We start from the raw sequence: 17,838 nt of genomic DNA on the forward strand, positions 1-17,838 counted from the left end.
AACAATCCTCATGTCGTTCGGGCGGACGCCCCCCGCCATTCCCCGCAACCCCCTCCTCCCCGGAGGGCCGGACCCCAGTGAGGACCGTATGAGCGGAACGAAGGGAACCGCCGCGCCCGTGCGGCGCGCAGCAGGGCGCAGCGCCCTCCTCGGGGCCGTGTTCCTGATGGCCACCAGCGCCGTCGGGCCGGGCTTCATCACCCAGACCACCGAGTTCACGGCGACGCTGGGCGCCGCCTTCGCGTTCGCCATCGCGGTGTCGATCCTGATCGACGTCGCCGTCCAGCTGAACCTGTGGCGGGTGATCGGCGTCGCCGGCCGCCGCGCCCAGGAACTGGCCGAACAGGTGCTTCCCGGCGCCGGGTACCTGCTGGCCGCGCTGGTGGTCTTCGGCGGCCTGGTGTTCAACGTCGGCAACGTCGCCGGGACCGCGCTCGGCCTGGACGCGCTGGCCGGGATCGACGTGAAGATCGGCGGCGCGGTCTCCGCGCTGATCGCGATCGGCGTCTTCGCCAGCAGACGCGCCGGGATGGCGATGGACCGGATCATCGTCGCCCTGGGCGTCGCGATGATCGCCATGACGCTCTACGTCGCGTTCACCTCGAACCCCCCGGTCGGCGAGGCGCTGCGGAACACGGTCCTCCCCGAGGAGCTGGGCTCCCCGATGTTCGTCGCGATCGTGACCATCGTCGGCGGCACGGTGGGCGGCTACATCACCTACGCCGGCGCGCACCGGCTGCTCGACGCCGGCGTCTCCGGGCCGGAGAACGTCAAGGAGATCACCCGGGCCTCGGTGACCGGCATCATCGTCACCGGCGTCATGCGGGTGGTGCTCTTCCTCGCGGTGCTCGGCGTGGTCGCCGGCGGCGTCTCGCTGGCCGGCCTGGACAACGCCCCGGCCGCCGCCTTCCAGCACGCCGCCGGGGAGTTCGGGCTGCGCCTGTTCGGGGTGATCATGTGGGCCGCCGCGATCAGCTCGGTGATCGGCGCCTCCTACACCTCGGTCTCCTTCGTCACCTCCTTCCACCCCTGGGCGGAGCGGAACCGCTCCTGGCTGGTGGCCGGGTTCATCGCCGTCTCCGCCGTGCTCTACCTGCTGCTCGGTCAGGCCCCCGCGCAGCTGCTGATCACGGCGGGCGCGCTGAACGGCCTCATCCTGCCGATCGGCTTCGCCATCATGCTGTGGGTGGCGGCCCGCCGCCGCGACCTGCTCAACGGCTACCGCTACCCGCGCTGGCTGCTCGCCCTGGGCATCGCCGGCTGGCTGGTGAGCGTGTACATCGCCTGGCAGGCGCTGTCCGGCCTGTCCGCGCTCTGGTCCTGACCGCCCCCATCGCCCCACCGCCCCCGACAGAGGAAACAGGAGGACGCACACCGGTGCGCATCGACCTCAACTCCGACCTGGGTGAGAGCTTCGGACGCTGGGAACTCGGCGACGACGAGGCGCTGCTGTCCATCGTCACCAGCGCCAACGTCGCCTGCGGGTTCCACGCCGGGGACCCGACCGTGCTCCGCCGCACCTGCGAGCAGGCGGTGCGCGGCGGCGTCGCCATCGGGGCCCAGGTGGGCTACCGGGACCTCGCCGGATTCGGCCGCCGGTTCATCGACGTGCCGCCCGAGGACCTCGCCAACGACGTGCTCTACCAGATCGGCGCCCTGGAGGCGATGGCCCGCGCGGCCGGCGGCCGGGTCGGCTACGTCAAGCCGCACGGCGCGCTGTACAACGCCATCGTGCACCACGAGGAGCAGGCCGAGGCGGTGGCGCGGGGCGTCCGCGCCTTCGCCCCGGACCTGGCCGTGCTCGGGCTGCCCGGGTCGGCCTGGCTGCGCGCCGCCGAGCGGGCCGGGCTGCGCCCCGTGCGCGAAGCGTTCGCCGACCGCGCCTACACCCCGGAGGGCACCCTGGTGCCGCGCCGCGAACCCGGCGCGGTGCTGCACGACGCCGAGGAGATCGCCGAGCGGTGCCTGCGGATGGCCCGCGGCGAGCCGGTGGCCGCCGTCGACGGCACCCCGGTCCGGGTCGGCGCCGAGTCGCTGTGCGTGCACGGCGACAGCCCCGGCGCGGTGGACATCGCCCGCAAGGTCGCCGAGCGGCTGCGCGGCGCCGGGGCCGCCGTCGAGGCGTTCGCCCCGCCGAGCCCCGCCGCACACCGGGAGGACCCGGCGTGCACGTTCTGAACTGCGCCGACTCCGGGGTGCTGGTCGAGGTCGAGGACCTGGGGCGGGTGCTGGCGCTGCAGGCCGCGCTGGCCGAGGACCCGATCCCCGGAGTGGTCGAGGTCGTCCCGGCGGCGCGCACCGTGCTGCTGCGGATCGACCCGGCGGCCCCCGGCGGGCCCCGGGCCGTCGCCGACGCGGTGCGCCGCCTCCGCCCCAGCCCCGGCGGCCGCCCCGCCGGGCCCGAGGTGGAGATCGAGGTGCACTACGACGGCGCCGACCTGGCCGACGCCGCCGCGCTCACCGGGATGACCGAGCGGGAGCTGGTCCGCGCGCACACCGCCGCCGAATGGACCGTCGCGTTCTGCGGGTTCGCCCCCGGGTTCGGCTACCTGGTCTGCGACGACCCCCGGCTGCGGGTGCCGCGCCGGGGCGAGTCCCGCACCCGGGTCCCGGCCGGGTCGGTGGCCCTCGCCGGCGGCTTCGGCGGGGTGTACCCGCGCAGCTCCCCCGGGGGCTGGCAGCTCATCGGGCGGACCGACGCCGTCGTATGGGACCTGGACCGCGACCCGCCGGGCCTCCTCGCCCCGGGCACCCGGGTCCGGTTCCACGAAGCATGAGCCGGACACCCCGCCGGCACGGGGAGGGCGCTCGGCGCCGGGGCCGGCGGTGACCACCGCGGATCGTGCGGCGGGCCTTCTCCGCCTCGGGGCCACTCACCGCCGGCGGGCAGGGGGCGCGGCCCTGAACGGGTGAGCGCTTCCGGGACGGCGGCCGGGCCGGTGCAGAGGGGGGCGGGGATGCCGTGCAGCGGCGGTCGAGGGCCGTGCGGGGCGGGTCTTCTCCGCTCTGCGGGACCGCCGCCGGCGGATAGGGCTGCGGCCCTGCGCCGGTGAACGGCTCCGGGCCGGTGCAGGCGGTGCAGGGAGAACGGCGGTGGCGGCCGCCGGCCGTGCGGCGGGTCTTCTCCGCTTCGCGGCTCGCCCGCCGCGGACGGCTCCGGGGCGCGGCCCTGCACGGGTGAGCGGATGCGGGCCGGCGGCCGGATCGGCGCCGGAAGAGGGGAGGCCGTAGGGCGGGCCCCTCCGCCGGTCGCGCCGCCCGTCCGCGGCCGGTCGGCGGGGACCGCGGTCCGGCCCGGCGAGCGGCCCCGGGGCGGCCCTAGGCCGGCGGGGAAGGGACAGGGAGAGTACGGGGGCGGCCCGCGCCGGGAACGGATCGGGCGCGGGCGGTTCAAGGAAGGTGGAAGATGACGGCGACGATGACGGCGCCGCTCCCCGGGGCGGGGGCGGCACCGGCGGAGGGACGCGGCGGAGCGGCACTGGAGGTGCTCGCTCCGGGGCCCTTCGCCACCGTCCAGGACGGCGGCCGGCCCGGCCGGGCCGCACTGGGCGTGGGCGCCTCCGGCGCGGCCGACCGGGCCTCCTACGGCCTGGCCAACCGGCTGCTCGCCAACCCGGAGGGCGCCCCGGCCGTCGAGGCGACCCTGGGCGGCCTGGAGCTGCGCGCCCGGGGCGACCTGTGGGTCGCGGTCACCGGCGCCGAGTGCGCCGTCACCGTCGGCGGCCGCGGCGGCGCGATGAACACCGTGCTGCGGCTGCGCGACGGCGAGCGGCTGCGGCTCGGCGCCCCAGCCCGCGGCCTGCGCAGCTACGTCGCGGTGCGCGGCGGCGTCGCGGTCCGCCCGGTGCTCGGCTCGTGCAGCACCGACGTGCTGGCCGGCCTCGGCCCGGACCCGCTCGCCCCCGGCGACCTGCTCCCGGTCGGCCCGCCGCCCGCGGCGGCCCCGGTGCTGGACGCCGCACCGGCCGCCCCGGTCGGCGCCGACTCCGCGGAGCTGCGGGTGGTGCTCGGCCCCCGGGACGCCTGGTTCGCCCCGGAGGCGGTCCGCGCCCTGCTCGGCGCCGACTTCGAGGTGACCGTCCGCAGCGACCGGGTCGGCATGCGCCTGGCCGGCCCGCCGCTGCCGCGCGCCGTCGACGGCGAGCTGCCCAGCGAGGGCATGGTGCCCGGAGCCCTCCAGGTGCCCCCGGACGGCGAGCCGGTGCTGTTCCTCGCCGACCACCCGGTGACCGGCGGATACCCGGTGATCGCGGTGGTGCTCTCCGCCGACCTGCCCGCCGCCGCCCAGGCCCGGCCCGGCACCCGGCTGCGCTTCCGGGCGGTGCGGCCGTGACCGGCCCCGACCGGAGAACCGACCCCGACCGGAAAGGCGGCGACGCCGTGACCACCGACCCCGCTGCACTCACCCCCGCCGAGGCCCGCGCGCTCTTCCGCGGCGGGCTGGTGACGCCCACCGCCGGCTACAGCGCCGGGTACGCCCAGGCCAACCTGATCGCGCTCCCGCGCGACCTGGCCTTCGACTTCCTGCTGTTCGCGCAGCGCAACCCCAAGGCCTGCCCGGTGCTGGACGTGGCCGACGCGGGCGAGGTCTCGGCGTCGGTCTTCGCCGGCGACCTCCGCACCGACCTGCCCGCCTACCGGGTGTACGAGCACGGCCGCCAGGTCGCCGAGACGGCGGACGTGCGCGACGTGTGGCGGGACGACCTGGTCTCCTTCCTGATCGGGTGCAGCTTCACCTTCGAGGCGCCGCTGCTGGCCGCCGGGGTGCCGCTCCGCCACCACGAGGCCGGGAGCAACGTGGCGATGTTCACCACGAACCGGCGGTGCCGCCCGGCCGGCCGGCTCTCCGGGCCGCTGGTGGTCTCCATGCGCCCGATCCCCGCAGGGCAGGTGGCCGACGCGGTCCGGGTGACCTCCCGCTACCCGGCGGTGCACGGCGCACCGGTGCACGTCGGCGACCCGGCCGCACTGGGCATCGCCGACCTGGACCGGCCCGACTTCGGAGACCCGGTCGAGGTCTGCCCCGGGGAGATCCCGGTCTTCTGGGCCTGCGGCGTCACCCCGCAGGCCGCGGTGGCGGCCTCCGCCCCCGAGTTCGCCATCGGCCACGCCCCCGGCCACATGGCGATCACCGACGCCCGGGACGCCGACTACCAGGTCCCCTGACCGGCCGCCGGCCCCGGGCCGCCCGCCCCGGGTCGCTGATCTCGGCTCTGCGGGCCCCTGGGCGCTGAGGAACCCGGGAAGGGGCGAGGGGCGGGGGAGGAGGGGATCGGCCGGGCGCGGCGCTTCACGGGGTGAAGGTTCAAGCGGGCGGCGAGGGCGGGAGGAGGGGCCGGCCGGTCGGTCGGGTGCGGCGTCTCGCGGGGCGGGGGTTCCAGCGGGCGGCGACGGCAGCGGTGGGGGCCGGGCACTCCAGTCGGGCGCGGCGCCTCGCGGGGCGGGGGCGCAGGCGGGAAGGGGACCGGCTGGTCGGTCGGGTGCGGCGTCTCGCGGGGCCGGGGCTCAGACGGGCGGCGAGGGTGGGAGTGGGCGGGCGCTGCGTTCACCGGTTCGGCCCGGCGCCTGTTCCCGGCGGGAAGAGGCGGCGCCCCGGCGGCGCGGGGGTCTGCCCGCGCCCACCAGGGGTCATATCCCATATGCCCGGTTTGTAGCGGGGATCGGGGCAGGGTGGCGCACCCTGCGCACCTCCGCAGCACCCCGATTACATCTACCAGCGAGTAGTAAGCCCTGAGGCCTCCACCACCCCCTCTTCGGTTACCCAGAGTGGTCGAGGTGGGCCTTTGGGTGGGACAAATGCGACATCTTGCCCCCGTCTCTGTCCTTCCCCGGGTTTCGGTCCCTGCTTCCCGGTCTTGCGGGCGGCTCGAACCCCCGATCACCGGCCCGACCGGGCCGATTCGGGCCCCTGGAGGGCCGAATGGCCCCGGGGTGCGCGCCCAGGAATCACCGGGGTGCTCTCGCGGTGCGCAGGGCGCCCCTCCTCGCCGTCACCCTGCGTATTCGCCCAGGTCAGGGGGGAGTGGTTTCAAGGGCGGTCGGCCCCGGCGCCGAGGCGGCGCGGGCGCGGCGATCTCGCCGCTGCTACCCGCCCCTGCCGCCCCGACCCGCTCCGCCGCGCCTGACCGACCGGCCGGCACGCCCTCTCGCCCTCGCCGCCTGTTCGAGCCTTCGCTCCGTGGGGCGCCGCGCCCGACCGACCGGCCGGTGCCCCTCCCGCCTTTGCCGCCCGCTGGAACCTTCGCCCCGTGGGGTGCCGCGCTCGGGTGATCGCCTCCACCCCGGCCCTTCCTTGGCCGTCGCTGCGGCCCCGGAGGCCGCTGCCCCTTTCCCCTTCCGGGCTCCTGCTGCAGAGGAGACCAGGAGACCCCCGCAGGGGCAGCGTGGGGTCAGTGCGGGGAGAGGACGTGGGTGGGGCCGTCCTCCAGTAGGGGGGAGCCGGAGTCGCAGCCCTGGGCGGCGAAGGACCAGCGGACCTCTGCGCGGTCGCCGTCGAGGAGCAGTGTCGCCACGGCGTTGCCGAACCACGGGCCCTCGTCCATCCCCCAGGTGAGGGGGGAGCGGGCCACGCCGGCCAGCCGGGCCATGACCGTGCCCACCGCGGCCGGGAGGCGCCGGGGCGACAGCCAGGCCGCCCGGCGGAAGTTGCCGGGCAGCCGGTTGCACAGCGGCGACGAGGTGAGCTGCGCGATCACCGTCCGGCCGGCCGCCGCGGCGGAGCCCGCGGCCCGCGTCGGCCGGGCCCGCGCCAGATAGGAGAAGTGCACGTCCCCGGAGAGCAGCAGCGCGGTGGCCGGCGGTGCGCCGCGCTCGCCCGCGGCGACCCGCACCAGCGCGCCCGCGACCGCGTCGAAGGAGCGGCGGAACGCCGCCCAGTGCTCCAGGTCGAGCGCGCGGCGCAGCCGCTCGCCGAAACCGCGCAGCCGGCCGCCCCAGGCGCCGGCGCACAGCGCCTCGCTCCACCCCTCCAGGTGGTGCACGGCCCGGGGGAGCAGGAACGGCAGCGTGGTCGCGACGACCAGGTGCCGGGTGCCGCCGCGCAGCCGCTCGTCCAGCCACGCCTCCCCGGGGCCGCCGAGGATCGACCGGTCCGCGTCGTCGGCCACGTCGCGCGAGGCCCGCGCGTCGACCATCAGCACCCTGCCGTCGCCGACGGCGTGCTCGTGGCTCCACAGCATGCTCTGCGGCTCGGTGTGCGCGCGCAGCGCGGCGGCGTCCACCTCCGCGCCCGCGTCGCGCCCGGCGGCCGCCGCCCGCCGCACCTCGGCGAAGAGCGGGTCCTCGGCGCGCTGCGCCGCGGTGAGGTTGCCCAGGTGCTGGTAGACCCAGTAGGAGCCGAGCCCGGAGACGATGCGCCGCCGCCACCACGGGGAGGCGTCCATGTCCCGCCGCCAGGAGCCCGAGGTGTTCCAGTCGTCGCGGACGTCGTGGTCGTCGAAGAGCATCAGCGACGGCACGGTGGACAGCAGCCAGCGCACGTCGGGGTCGGTCCAGGTCTGCCGGTACAGCTCGGCGTACTCGTCGTAGAAGACCACCTCGCCGTCGGGCGGGGCGGCCGCCGCGCGCTCCCCGGAGTCCTGGGCGCGCGCCTCGGCCAGGTGCGCCGCCATCCGCGGCTGCAGTTCGTCGGCGTAGACCTGGTCGCCGATGAGCAGCAGCGCGGTCGGCTCGTCCTCGCCCGCGTGGCCGCCCGCGGCGGCGCGCCGCCCGGACAGCCGCAGGGCGTAGGCGCGCAGCGCGTCGGGGCCGTACCGGGCGACGGCGCCGGGGGAGTGGTCGGTGGGCGTGCGGCAGGAGCCGAACGCCAGCCGGACCGGCCGGCCCGTCCCGGGCAGGGTGCGCAGCAGGCTCGGCGGGTGCGGGGAGGCGGCCGGCGGCCAGACGCGCTCGCCGTCCACCTCCACCGTGTAGGGCTCGGCGGAGTCCGGGGCGAGCCCGCCGACCTCGCACAGCGCGTAGTGGTGGCCGTGCACGGTGAACGTCTCCGCGCTCGCCGCGGCGGTGCCCGCGCGGACCCGCACCGTGCCGGGGGCGTCGGTCTCCACCCAGACCGTCGCGGTGGTCTCGGTCGTCTTCCGCAGGATCGGGCCGAGCCGGAGACCGGTTGCCACGCGCACCCCTTTGACTGATCGGCTGACTGGTCGGCACTGCAGGCCGCCCGGGGGCGGCGGGGCCGGAGCCCCAAGGGCGAGTATGGCGCCCCGGCGAGGCGGGCGTCACCCGGACGGCTCCCGGAAAGAGGTTCGGTACCGCCCCGGCGTGGGTAACCGTTGCCGCATGCGGACAAAAGAACTGGACCTCCGCACGGGGGACCGCGAGGGCGTCTTCGACATCACCGAGGAGTGCCGCGCGTTCACCGCGGAGGCGGGCGGGGACGGGCTGCTGAACGTCTTCGTGCCGCACGCGACGGCGGGCGTCGCCGTGATGGAGCTGGGCGCCGGCTCCGACGACGACCTGCTGGCCGCGCTCGCCGACCTGCTCCCGGCAGACGACCGGTGGCGGCACCGGCACGGATCGCCCGGTCACGGACGCTCGCACGTCATGCCCGCGATGATCGCGCCCTACGCCACGCTGCCCGTGCTGGACGGCCGTCCGGCACTGGGAACCTGGCAGTCGGTCGCGGTGGTCGACCTCAACGTGGACAACCCCCGGCGCACGGTGCGGCTGTCCTTCTTGACGGGCGGTGCGGACGGAGCAGGATGGTAGGTGGCGAGGCCGCCGGTGGGGCGCGCGTTGACGGATCGGTGCCGCAGCGTGTGAACTTAGGCGGCAGCAAGCGGGAACGAGCCGGTGACGGTACAGGACCGGTGGACACAGTGGATTTTCGTGGAGGAGGACTTTCGTGAGCGCGACCGCGGGCCAGGCGCAAAGTGAACGAGGCCTGGCCGATCGACTCGGGTTCAAACCGGGTCAGGTGGTGCAGGAGTTCGGCTACGACGACGACGTGGACGAGCGGCTGCGCGAGTCGATCGCCGAGCTGACCGGCGAGGAGCTGGTCGACGAGGACGACGACGGCATCTTCGACGCCGCCCTGCTGTGGTGGCGGAGCGACGAGGAGGGCGACCTCACCGACGCCCTGGTCGACGTGCTCGGGGCGGTGGAGGGCGGCGGCGCCATCCTGGTGCTGACCCCCAAGGCGGGTCGGGAGGGCCACGTGCCGCCGACCGACGTGTCGGATGCCGCTTCGACCGCGGGCCTGTCGCAGACCAGCGCGGTCAGCGTCGGCTCGGACTGGGCCGGCTTCAGGCTCGTGGCCCCGAAGGCCGGCCGCTGAGCGGCGCCGCACGGGGTCGCGCCCGGAGGGCCTCCGGCACCCGGCTGCCCTAGGCTTGGCCGTGCAGGGTGCCGCCCGCCCGAGCGCGGGCGGCACCCTCGCGGTGCGCATCGTCGATACAGAGAGGTACAGGTGCCGACCCCATGTCGATCGAGATCGGGCAGCCCGCCCCGGACTTCGAGCTCTCCGACCAGCACGGCCAGACCGTGCGGCTGTCCGACTTCAAGGGCCGCAAGAACGTGGTCGTGGTCTTCTACCCGCTGGCGTTCTCCGGCGTGTGCGAGGGCGAGCTCTGCTCCCTGCGGGACAACATCTCCGACTTCCGGAGCGGCGACGCCGAGCTGCTGAGCATCTCCGTCGACTCGATGTTCGCCCACCGGGCCTGGGCGGACCGGGAGAACCTGGACTACCCGCTGCTCTCCGACTTCTGGCCGCACGGCGCCGTCGCCAAGGCGTATGGTGTGTTCGACGAGGACAAGGGCGTCGCCGTGCGCGGCACGTTCCTGGTCGACAAGGAGGGCGTGGTCCGCTGGAAGGTCGTCAACCCCATCTCGGAGGCGCGCGACCTGGACGACTACCGCAAGGCCCTCGCCGAACTCAGCTGATCTCCGGAGGACCGTGATGCCCTGCTCGCTCTGCGGGGCGCGGCACACCGACCCGGCCCGTGGCGCGCGCCCATGGAAGCGCGGCGTGCGCCACGAGCGCCAGGTCCTGATCTGCCCGGAATGCCAGCTCGCCCGGGACTGGAAGGCGGACCTGGACCGCTGCCCCCGCTGCCGCTCCACCTTCCTCCTCTCCCGCCTCGGCGAGGTCGAGTGCCACAGCTGCGGCCACATCCGCCCGCAGACCTCCCCCTGCCCGGCCCCGGATCCGGACCCGGCCCTCACCAACGCGGTCGAACAGGCCCTCTCCCGCGCCCTGCGCGGCCTGTCCTTCCTCCCGGCCGACCGCACCCACCACTGACCCGACCCTGTACCATTTCTTCCGACCCGGTTCAGGGCGCATAGCTCAGTTGGCCAGAGCATCCGGCTTACAACCGGAAGGTCGCAGGTTCGAGCCCTGCTGCGCCCACCCAGCCACAGACCAGCGAGAAGCCCCGCCACCTGCACGGGCAGGCGGCGGGGCTTCTCTGCGCCCGGGGATCGCCGACCGGTTCCGGTCGGCCGCTCAGCGGGGCACTAGCTCCTGCTCACGCTCATGAGGTGCATCTTGGGGGGATTGCTGGTGACGCACCAGTAATAGCGGGAGGTCCCGGTGCCGATCGAGCTGTTGTAGAGGAAGGCCTTGGCCTTGCACTCCTTCTCCGAGAGGTTCTTCTCCTCGATCCTCGTGTCGTTCGGAGGGCCGTAGGCGCTCACCGTGTCGGCTCCGGCCGGCGCCGCGGCGAGGAGGATTCCGGATGCGGCCGCTGCGGCCACCAGGAGCGAGGCCGCTCCCTTCTTGATGCGGTTCACGTGGAGGACCTTTCTGCGGATGTCGGCGCCGGCTCCGGCGGATGAACGTGAAAACGGAACGGCCTTCTCCTTGGGAGAGCGCTCCGAATTCGCGGACCCCGACGCTATCCAGCGCCCGTGGCGGCCGCAAGGCGCCGGGGCTTTTCCCGATCGGACCGGAAAAGGGGGCGGAGAAGTGCACTGAGATCCCTGTTGACCTGGCCGTATGTCGCCATCGAAGGGGTGCCGTGCCTATTGCCGGGCATTTCGATCCTCGTTGAAAAACCCTGATGCGGAGAGTAAACCGAATGCGGGGAACGCGGGCCGTGTGAAGTGGGCCACTCGAATTCCGTGCTTCGGATGCCTCCCGGGTCGCCCGTTCAGTTCTGCAGGCGGGTGCCGATCTCGAGGAACGCCCGGACGAGGGGCGGGTAGGGGGCCGCCGGGGAGACGACCTGGGAGGCGTAGTGGACGACGACCAGTTCGAGCGCGGGGGAGATGAACAGGCGCTGGCCGTGGATGCCGCTCGCCATGAAGGAGCCGTAGGGGTCGTTCAGGATCCACCACAGGTCGTGGTAGGAGAGGGCGGCAGGTGAATCGGGCGGCGCCGCGGGGAAGCGGACCCGGTGCCCGCAGCCGTCCGGTACGTCGGAGGCGATCGCCGAGGCGACGGCCTCCGGGACGATCCGGCGGCCGCCGAGCACGCCGCCGAGCCGGACCATCTCGCCGAACCTGGCCAGGTCGCGGGCGGTGCCGGGCCCTCCCGCCCGGAGCGGGCGGGGGAGGGGGCCGGCGCCGCAGGAGCGCCGGGACGGGCGGTGTTTCCGCGCGGGCGGCCGGTGCGCTGGACGGGCCGGACACGAGGATCTCCCCGCCGGCGGAGCGGGCGACCTGCCGCCTTCGAGGCGTTGAGGCCGATTGAACCACGTTGTTCAATCGGTTCCCGGTGCCGCAGGGCCGGACAGGGGAAAGCCAGTGGAATCATCGACCCGATTGCAGATCCTGCTCACCGCGGAGCAGCTGTTCGCGACGCAGGGAATCGACGCGACCTCTCTCCGGCAGATCGGTTCCGAGGTGTGGAAGCGCAATACCGTCGCGGCCAAATACCACTTTCAGAACAAGAAAACCCTGATCAGGGCCATTTCAAGCACTGGCTCAGTGTGATCGCCGCCCGCTGCGCAGAATTCTTGAAAACGGCCGATGCCGACGGGCGACTCGACGATCCGCGGGCATTGGTGGGGATCCTCGTGCGGCCGCCCGCCGATCAGGCCACCGGCTCGGGGAGCCACTACGTGCGTTTTCTGCACCGGGTGTTCGAATACGTCGGACGCTATGTCACCGCCTTCCCGGAATCGGGCGGGCTCGAAGAGGCGGTGGCCGTCGGGCGCCTGGTCGCCGACCGGCTCCCCGGCCTGACCCTGCCGGCGCTGCGCCCCCGGATCACCTGGGCGGGCCGGCCGATCATCTCCGCCCTCGCCGACCTGGAAGGGGCGGAGGGGGCCGCGCCCCTCCGCGAGCCGGACGCCGAGACGTACGCGGCGGCGCTGATCGACGCGGCCACCGGCCTGCTCACGGCCGATTCCACCGCCCGGCCCACCGGGGAGCGGTGGCGGCCGGCCCGCCTCGGCCCAGACGCTCGGGGACGAGGAGCGCCTGCGGCAGGTCGTCACCAACCTGGTCGGCAACGCGGTCGCGCACACGCCGGCCGGAACGCCGGTCCGGATCGGCGTGGGCGCCGAGGACGGATACGCGGTGCTGGAGGTGGCCGACCAGGGGCCGGGCCTCCCGCCGGAGGAGGAGCGGCGGGTCTTCGAGCGGTTCTACCGGGCCGACGCCTCGCGCACCCGCGCCACCGGCGCCGGCGCGGGCCTCGGCCTGTCGATCGTGCACTCCCTCGTCACGGCCCACGGCGGCGACGTCGAGGTCGACAGCGCCCCGGGGCGGGGGTGCACCTTCCGGGTGCGGCTCGCCCTGCTCGGACCGGCGGACTGAGCGGGCCCGCGGCGCGGCGCCCCGTCCCGCCCGGCGCGCTGTGACGGGTTTCACCGGCCCTGCCTGCGAGGATGGCCTACCATGAGGCCGGGCCCCCGGAACCGGGTCCGCGGACGAGGGAGCCGTACCCGCACCACGACAAGACGGCCTCGAAAGGGGCTCGTTCTTCCATGGCCTGGTTCGTTCTGGTCGCCTCCGGCGTCCTGGAGGCCGTCTGGGCGCTGGCGCTCTCCGCCTCCAAGGGGTTCTCCCGATGGCGCCCCACCGTCCTCTTCCTCGTCGCCCTGACCCTGAGCATGGCGGGTCTGGCCTGGGCGATGACCTCCCTGCCGACCGGTACCGCCTACGCGGTCTGGGTGGGCATCGGCGCCACCCTGACGGTGCTGTGGGGCCTGGTCACCGGGCAGGACCGCGCGACCTGGAGCAAGTCCCTGCTGCTGGTCCTGCTCGTCGGTTCGATCGTCGGCCTCAAGGCGGTGAGCTGACATGCCGTGGATCGTCCTTCTCGTCAGCGCGGTGTTCGAGGCCGTGTGGGCCACCGCCCTGGGCATGTCCGAGGGGTTCAGCCGGCCGGTCCCGACCGCCGTCTTCCTCGTCGCCCTCGCGGTGAGCATGGTCGGCCTGGGATGGGCCGCCGAGCACATCCCCATCGGCACCGCCTACGCGGTCTGGGTCGGCCTCGGCGCCGCGCTGACGGTGCTCTACGCGATGGCCACCGGCGGCGAGAGCGTCTCGGCGGCCAAGATCGTCTTCCTCATCGGGATCATCGCCGCGGTCGTCGGGCTGAAGCTGGTGCGGGGCGCGCCCGAACCGGCCGCCGAGAAGCCCTGACGGCCGCCCGGGGCGGCGCTCCTCCGGGCCCGGCCGTGTCCCCGCCGGGCCCGGAGGCCGTTCGAGGAGCGGCGCCCGCCGCGCCCGCGGCCGCCGCTCCGTCCGCCACTCCGCCCGCCGGGCGGAGCACCGGCCGGCGCCGCTGCGTCCGCGACCGCGGGCGCCCGCCCACGCACCGCGGAGCCGCGGCCCTGCGGCGAGTGGGCGGGCGCATGCGCGGACGGCTCACCCGACCGGAGCCCTCCCGCCCGTCACCGAGGGGCGCGGGGGCCCGCACCGCCTTCGCCGCCCGCACCGCTCTCACCGTCCTCGCCGCCGGGCGGCCGGTCGTCGGAGTGCCGCGCCCTGAGCACGAACGACGCGGTCAGGGCGACGCCGCGGTCCGGGTCCTCCGCGAGCGCGGCCAGGACCGCGCGGGCGCGCGGGCCGGGGACCTCGGCGAGCGCGCCCGCGAGGCGGCGGCGGGCCGGCTCCGCCGCGCCGGCCAGCCCGCCGGCGACCGCGTGCGCGATCTCGTCCGCGCAGCCGTGCAGGCGGGCGAGGAGCCCGAGCACGTCGGCGGCTTCGACGTCGTCACTCCCCTCGGCGACCAGGGCGACGAGCGCGGGGACGGCGTCGGCCCGGCCGCGCGCGCCGCGTGCGAGCACCGCCCGCCGGCGCACCAGCGGGTCGGGGTGGCGGAACGCACCGGCGAGGGCGGCGGAGGCGCGGGGCGAGCCGATCTTCTCGAGCGCCGCCACCGCGCGCCGCCTCCGGTCGGCGTCCGGGGAGTCCAAGGCCTCCACCAGGACCGGGAGCGCGCGGTCGCCGGTCCGCGCCAGGGCCCAGCGCAGCGCGCCGGCGACGTTGGGGTCGGGCTCGTTCAGCGCCGCTTCGGCGAGGGGGACGGCGTCGCGGTCCTCCCCGCCCGGGAGCGACAGGGCGAGGCGCTGGCGCGCCGAGGGCGTGCCGGCGCCGAGCCCGCGCACCAGCTCGACCAGGCGCAGCACGTCGGACCAGGCGTCCGGGCCGCTCGCCCGCACCCGGTCGAGCCGGCGGAGCAGCTCCTCCTCGCGGGCGATGCGGTCGCGGGCGCGGGCGGTGAGCTGCTCGACCATGGCCGCCGGGCTGAACGAGAGGTCCCCGAGCACGTCGGCGATCTCGTTCAGGCTCAGCCCGAGCGAGCGGAGCCCCTCCACGTGGAACAGGCGGCGGACGTCCTGCTCCGAGTACTCCCGGTACCCGCCCGGCGTGCGCCCGCTCGGCGACACCAGCCCGATCCGGTCGTAGTGGCGCAGCATGCGGGTGCTGATGCCGGACCGCTCCGAGACCTCGCCGATCAGCACCGGTTCACTCCCCGGTGAGCGGTGCGCCGAGAAGCGTGACGATCCGCTCCGCCTCCGCGATCGCGGCGTCGAACCCCTCCTCGGGGTCGAGCATCAGGCGCTCGGTGGCGACGGCGTGCGTGCGCACGCCCTCGTCGGGGTCGGCCCGGGCCCGCTCGACGGCGGGCGCCGCCGCCGGGCCGAGCGCGACGAAGGCCCGGCTGAGGCTCAGCCGCACCTCGCGGCCCCCTCGGCCGAACTGGGTCGACAGGGTCTCGGCGAGGTCGGCCTCGAAGCCTTCCGGGACGAGCCCGGCGGCGGTGCGCCACGCGGCGCGGGCGACCTCGTCGTCCTCGTCCCGCAGCAGGTCCGCCGTGATCGCGGGCCACACCCGCCGGTCCCCGATCTTGGAGAGCGTGTGCAGGGCCTGGCTCCGGGCCTGCGGGTTCTCCGACTCCAGCTCGGGCAGGAGCAGGCCGACGGCGGCCTCCGCGTCGTGCTGGGTGAGCGCCCAGGTCAGCATGTCGCGCACGTAGAAGTCCGGCTCGGTGCCGCACCGCTCCACCAGGACCCCGACGTACTCGGGCGCGGGCCGCATTCCGGCGGCCAGCGCCGCCTGCAGCCGGGCCGACGACTCCGCGGCCTCCAGTGCGCTCTTCAACCGCGGCGCGATCCGGCCGCCGTGTTTCCCGTCCACTTCTGGACCACCTCCGCCCGCGATTCAAGACCTTGTCACAGTGGCAAGGTCAAGTCCTCGCGGCGGGGCCGTGCCGGGCGGGGAAAGCCGCCGGCCGCCGGCCCGCCCGCCCGCCGGAGCGCGGGGCGGGTGCCGGCTACCGGGCCGCCCGCTCGGTGGACCTCCGGATGGACCGCTGGACGGAGCGCTGGAAGAGGGCGCTCACCCCGGGAAGCCCGATGGCGCGCATCACCAGGTCGTTCGCCCGGACGTGGGCCCTGGTGGGCGGGGCGAACCGGGTCATCCCCTTGCGGGCCGAGGCCTGGCGCCCGCGGACCTCGGGACGGAGCCGCGCCTCCCAGGCGGCCAGCGCCGCCGGGACGTCGCCGCCGTGCTCGTCCAGGGCGTCGCCGAGTCGGTCGGCGCCGCTGAGGGCGAGGGTCGCGCCGTGCCCGGCGAACAGGGAGACGCACCAGGCCGCGTCGCCGAGCAGCACCACCCGGCCCCGGCTCCACCGGTCCATCGCGGTCTGGGAGACGGAGTCGAAGTAGGCGTCCTCCGGGGCGCCGGCGAGCAGCTCCAGCGCACCGGCCGCGCCCCCGCCGAGGTCCCCGAAGGCGGTGCCGAGCGCGCCGACCGGGCCGCGGTCCAGCTCGGCGTCCGGGTCGGCGCAGCGGTAGGCGAAGAACGCGGAGGACCGGCCCGGCCCCAGGTTGACCACGGAGGCGGTGCGCCCCGGGCCGATGAACACGGTGCCCGCGCCCTCGGGGACGTCCGCCGGGACGCGGGGGAGCGGGAACGCCGCCACCGCGTGCCGCAGGTCCACCCGGAAGTCCCGCTCCGGGCCGAAGACGGTCCGGCGGACGCCGGAGTGCAGGCCGTCCGCGCCGACGAGGAGGTCGGCCTGCTCGGACGTGCCGTCGTCGAGCGCGACCCGGACCCGGTCGGCGTCCTGCTCGACGGCCCGCACGGTGGTGCCGAAGCGGATCGCGGCGTGCTCCCGCACCGCCCGGTAGAGAGCGGACTCCAGGTCGCCGCGGAAGACCGTGAGCGCCCGGTCGCCGAGCGCGGCCTGCGCGAGCGCGGCCGGGACGGTGAACTTCGGCCGCCCGTCCGCCCTGACCATGACCGTGGTGAACAGGCCGAGGTCCCGGGGGGCCAGCGCGGGCAGCAGCCCCAGGCGCTCCGCGGCGGCGTGGCCGGGGCCGACCAGGTTGATCATGTAGCCGCCGCTGCGGCGGGCCGGGGCGCGCTCGACCACGAGCACCTCCCACCCCGCGTGGTGCAGCCGGAGCGCGGTGGCCAGGCCGGCGATGCCGGCCCCGGAGACGACCGCCCGTCCGGCCCGCGCTCCTCCGCCCGAACCCCGGGCGCGCCGCCCGCCGCCGATGTCCGCCATCGCTGCCTCCACCATCTCCGAGCCGGGTACGAACGGTTGCCCACGCCAAGTATGAACACATGTTCATTCTGGGGGCAAGTCGCCGGAAGCGCCCCGCGCACCGGGCGCATAGACTGGTCGGCATGCCAAGGGGCGTCGCCATTCCGGAGGTCCGGCAGCACCTGTTCGCCGCCGCCGAGCGGGTGATCGTCCGAGACGGACCCGCCAGGCTCAGCGGCCGGTCCGTCACCGCCGAGGCCGGGGTCGCGATCGGGCTGCTGCACCGGCACTTCGCCGACTTCGACGCGTTCCTCGCCGACTACGCCGTCGACCGCGCGTTCCTGATCTCCGCCGAGGCGGCCGCACTGCCGGACCGGGCCGGCTCGGGCACCGTCGCCGGCAACCTCCGCGACGCGCTGCTCGCCACCCCGCCGACCGCCCTGCTGGCACCGGTGCGGCTGCTCGCCTCGCGCCCGGAGCTGGCCGAGCGGGTCCGCGCGATCCTCGGCGAGCGGACGGCCGGCCTCGACGCGATCGAGAGCGCCGCCGCCGCCTACCTCGCGGAAGAGCAGCGCCTCGGCCGCCTGACCCCCTCGGCGGACCCCGGCGCACTGGCCCTCGCACTCGTCGGCGTCCTGCACCACCTCGTCCTCACCACCGGGGACGAGACCGCCGTCCGCACCCGCATCCGGCACACCGCCACCGCACTGGCCGACGGCTTCACCGCCCCCGCCCCGCACCACTAGCCGGAGGAGAGGCGCCGCACACCCGGACCCGGGCGAACGATTTCCCGTCGACTCCGCGGGTGCGCTAAAGTCGGTGTGCAGCAAGGGCGATTGGCGCAGCGGTAGCGCGCTTCGTTCACACCGAAGAGGTCACTGGTTCGAACCCAGTATCGCCCACATCGAAGAGAGCCCCACGGCCTGTATGGACAGGACGTGGGGCTTTTT

At 75.5% G+C, this 17,838-nt stretch carries 20 protein-coding genes, 2 tRNA genes and 1 riboswitch; of the genes, 16 read left to right on the plus strand and 6 right to left on the minus strand.

The window, feature by feature from the left end; translation table 11 throughout:
- Positions 1-88: 88 nt before the first annotated feature.
- The 5 genes from D459_RS0114445 (at position 89) to D459_RS0114470 (ending at position 5,166) form a co-directional block, all read left to right on the plus strand.
- Positions 89-1,324, plus strand: coding sequence for an NRAMP family divalent metal transporter (locus tag D459_RS0114445; protein ID WP_017593728.1), 1,236 nt, complete (start codon positions 89-91; stop codon positions 1,322-1,324).
- A 53-nt stretch (positions 1,325-1,377) separates the two neighbouring features.
- A complete protein-coding gene (locus tag D459_RS0114450; protein WP_017593729.1) occupies positions 1,378-2,178 on the plus strand; it encodes a LamB/YcsF family protein in 801 nt (266 codons plus the stop codon).
- Complete coding sequence (locus D459_RS0114455; protein ID WP_017593730.1) at positions 2,166-2,777, plus strand: 5-oxoprolinase subunit B family protein; 612 nt, start codon at positions 2,166-2,168, stop codon at positions 2,775-2,777. Before D459_RS0114450 ends, D459_RS0114455 begins: the two co-directional genes overlap by 13 nt.
- 641 nt (positions 2,778-3,418) lie before the next feature.
- A complete protein-coding gene (locus tag D459_RS0114465; RefSeq protein ID WP_017593732.1) occupies positions 3,419-4,333 on the plus strand; it encodes a 5-oxoprolinase subunit C family protein in 915 nt (304 codons plus the stop codon).
- A 47-nt stretch (positions 4,334-4,380) separates the two neighbouring features.
- Positions 4,381-5,166, plus strand: coding sequence for a putative hydro-lyase (locus D459_RS0114470; RefSeq protein WP_026120395.1), 786 nt, complete (start codon positions 4,381-4,383; stop codon positions 5,164-5,166).
- Between the two features lie 1,223 nt (positions 5,167-6,389).
- Here the strand turns inward: D459_RS0114470 and D459_RS0114475 are convergent.
- Positions 6,390-8,117: a DUF7800 domain-containing protein gene (locus D459_RS0114475; RefSeq protein ID WP_020380179.1), complete on the minus strand. Its 1,728-nt coding sequence runs from the start codon at positions 8,115-8,117 to the stop codon at positions 6,390-6,392.
- Positions 8,118-8,277: 160 nt separating this feature from the next.
- Between D459_RS0114475 and D459_RS0114480 the strand changes: the two genes are divergently transcribed.
- The 5 genes from D459_RS0114480 (at position 8,278) to D459_RS0114500 (ending at position 10,345) form a co-directional block, all read left to right on the plus strand.
- Entirely contained in the window at positions 8,278-8,706 is a 429-nt protein-coding gene (locus tag D459_RS0114480) for a secondary thiamine-phosphate synthase enzyme YjbQ (RefSeq protein WP_017593735.1), read from the plus strand.
- Between the two features lie 136 nt (positions 8,707-8,842).
- On the plus strand, positions 8,843-9,274 hold the full coding sequence (locus D459_RS0114485; protein ID WP_026120396.1) for a DUF3052 domain-containing protein: 432 nt from the start codon (positions 8,843-8,845) through the stop codon (positions 9,272-9,274).
- A 143-nt stretch (positions 9,275-9,417) separates the two neighbouring features.
- Positions 9,418-9,879: a peroxiredoxin gene (locus tag D459_RS0114490; protein ID WP_017593737.1), complete on the plus strand. Its 462-nt coding sequence runs from the start codon at positions 9,418-9,420 to the stop codon at positions 9,877-9,879.
- Between the two features lie 85 nt (positions 9,880-9,964).
- A complete protein-coding gene (locus tag D459_RS31630; protein ID WP_020380180.1) occupies positions 9,965-10,237 on the plus strand; it encodes a hypothetical protein in 273 nt (90 codons plus the stop codon).
- Positions 10,238-10,271: 34 nt separating this feature from the next.
- Positions 10,272-10,345 (plus strand) — tRNA-Val (locus tag D459_RS0114500).
- Between the two features lie 107 nt (positions 10,346-10,452).
- Here the strand turns inward: D459_RS0114500 and D459_RS0114505 are convergent.
- Both D459_RS0114505 and D459_RS0114510 read right to left on the minus strand, forming a co-directional pair.
- Positions 10,453-10,728 (minus strand): hypothetical protein, encoded by a 276-nt coding sequence (locus D459_RS0114505; protein ID WP_017593739.1) that lies wholly within the window; start codon positions 10,726-10,728, stop codon positions 10,453-10,455.
- A gap of 359 nt (positions 10,729-11,087) precedes the next feature.
- Complete coding sequence (locus D459_RS0114510; protein WP_017593740.1) at positions 11,088-11,429, minus strand: hypothetical protein; 342 nt, start codon at positions 11,427-11,429, stop codon at positions 11,088-11,090.
- Between the two features lie 271 nt (positions 11,430-11,700).
- Between D459_RS0114510 and D459_RS35430 the strand changes: the two genes are divergently transcribed.
- From D459_RS35430 to D459_RS0114535, 4 genes are all read left to right on the plus strand, one after another.
- Positions 11,701-11,871 carry a TetR/AcrR family transcriptional regulator gene (locus D459_RS35430; RefSeq protein ID WP_017593741.1) on the plus strand — a complete coding sequence of 57 codons (171 nt, stop codon included), beginning with the start codon at positions 11,701-11,703 and terminating at the stop codon, positions 11,869-11,871.
- Positions 11,872-12,285: 414 nt separating this feature from the next.
- Positions 12,286-12,699, plus strand: coding sequence for a sensor histidine kinase (locus tag D459_RS34375; RefSeq protein ID WP_081620570.1), 414 nt, complete (start codon positions 12,286-12,288; stop codon positions 12,697-12,699).
- Between the two features lie 88 nt (positions 12,700-12,787).
- A riboswitch (guanidine-III (ykkC-III) riboswitch) is annotated at positions 12,788-12,853 on the plus strand.
- A gap of 16 nt (positions 12,854-12,869) precedes the next feature.
- Complete coding sequence (locus D459_RS0114530; RefSeq protein WP_017593744.1) at positions 12,870-13,184, plus strand: DMT family transporter; 315 nt, start codon at positions 12,870-12,872, stop codon at positions 13,182-13,184.
- 1 nt (position 13,185) lies between these two features.
- Positions 13,186-13,530 carry a DMT family transporter gene (locus tag D459_RS0114535; protein ID WP_017593745.1) on the plus strand — a complete coding sequence of 115 codons (345 nt, stop codon included), beginning with the start codon at positions 13,186-13,188 and terminating at the stop codon, positions 13,528-13,530.
- A gap of 251 nt (positions 13,531-13,781) precedes the next feature.
- Here the strand turns inward: D459_RS0114535 and D459_RS0114540 are convergent, their stop codons facing one another.
- The 3 genes from D459_RS0114540 to D459_RS0114550 form a co-directional block, all read right to left on the minus strand.
- Positions 13,782-14,855 carry a HEAT repeat domain-containing protein gene (locus D459_RS0114540; RefSeq protein WP_017593746.1) on the minus strand — a complete coding sequence of 358 codons (1,074 nt, stop codon included), beginning with the start codon at positions 14,853-14,855 and terminating at the stop codon, positions 13,782-13,784.
- A 4-nt stretch (positions 14,856-14,859) separates the two neighbouring features.
- On the minus strand, positions 14,860-15,531 hold the full coding sequence (locus D459_RS0114545) for a HEAT repeat domain-containing protein (protein ID WP_017593747.1): 672 nt from the start codon (positions 15,529-15,531) through the stop codon (positions 14,860-14,862).
- 136 nt (positions 15,532-15,667) lie between these two features.
- Complete coding sequence (locus D459_RS0114550; RefSeq protein ID WP_017593748.1) at positions 15,668-16,909, minus strand: FAD-dependent monooxygenase; 1,242 nt, start codon at positions 16,907-16,909, stop codon at positions 15,668-15,670.
- A gap of 122 nt (positions 16,910-17,031) precedes the next feature.
- Between D459_RS0114550 and D459_RS0114555 the strand changes: the two genes are divergently transcribed.
- Together D459_RS0114555 and D459_RS0114560 are read left to right on the plus strand one after the other, a co-directional pair.
- Positions 17,032-17,634: a TetR family transcriptional regulator gene (locus D459_RS0114555; protein WP_017593749.1), complete on the plus strand. Its 603-nt coding sequence runs from the start codon at positions 17,032-17,034 to the stop codon at positions 17,632-17,634.
- 84 nt (positions 17,635-17,718) lie between these two features.
- Positions 17,719-17,790, plus strand: a tRNA-Val gene (locus tag D459_RS0114560).
- Positions 17,791-17,838: the final 48 nt, after the last annotated feature.

It is taken from the genome of Nocardiopsis potens DSM 45234, assembly GCF_000341105.1.
Taxonomy (GTDB): Bacteria; Actinomycetota; Actinomycetes; order Streptosporangiales; family Streptosporangiaceae; genus Nocardiopsis_A; species Nocardiopsis_A potens.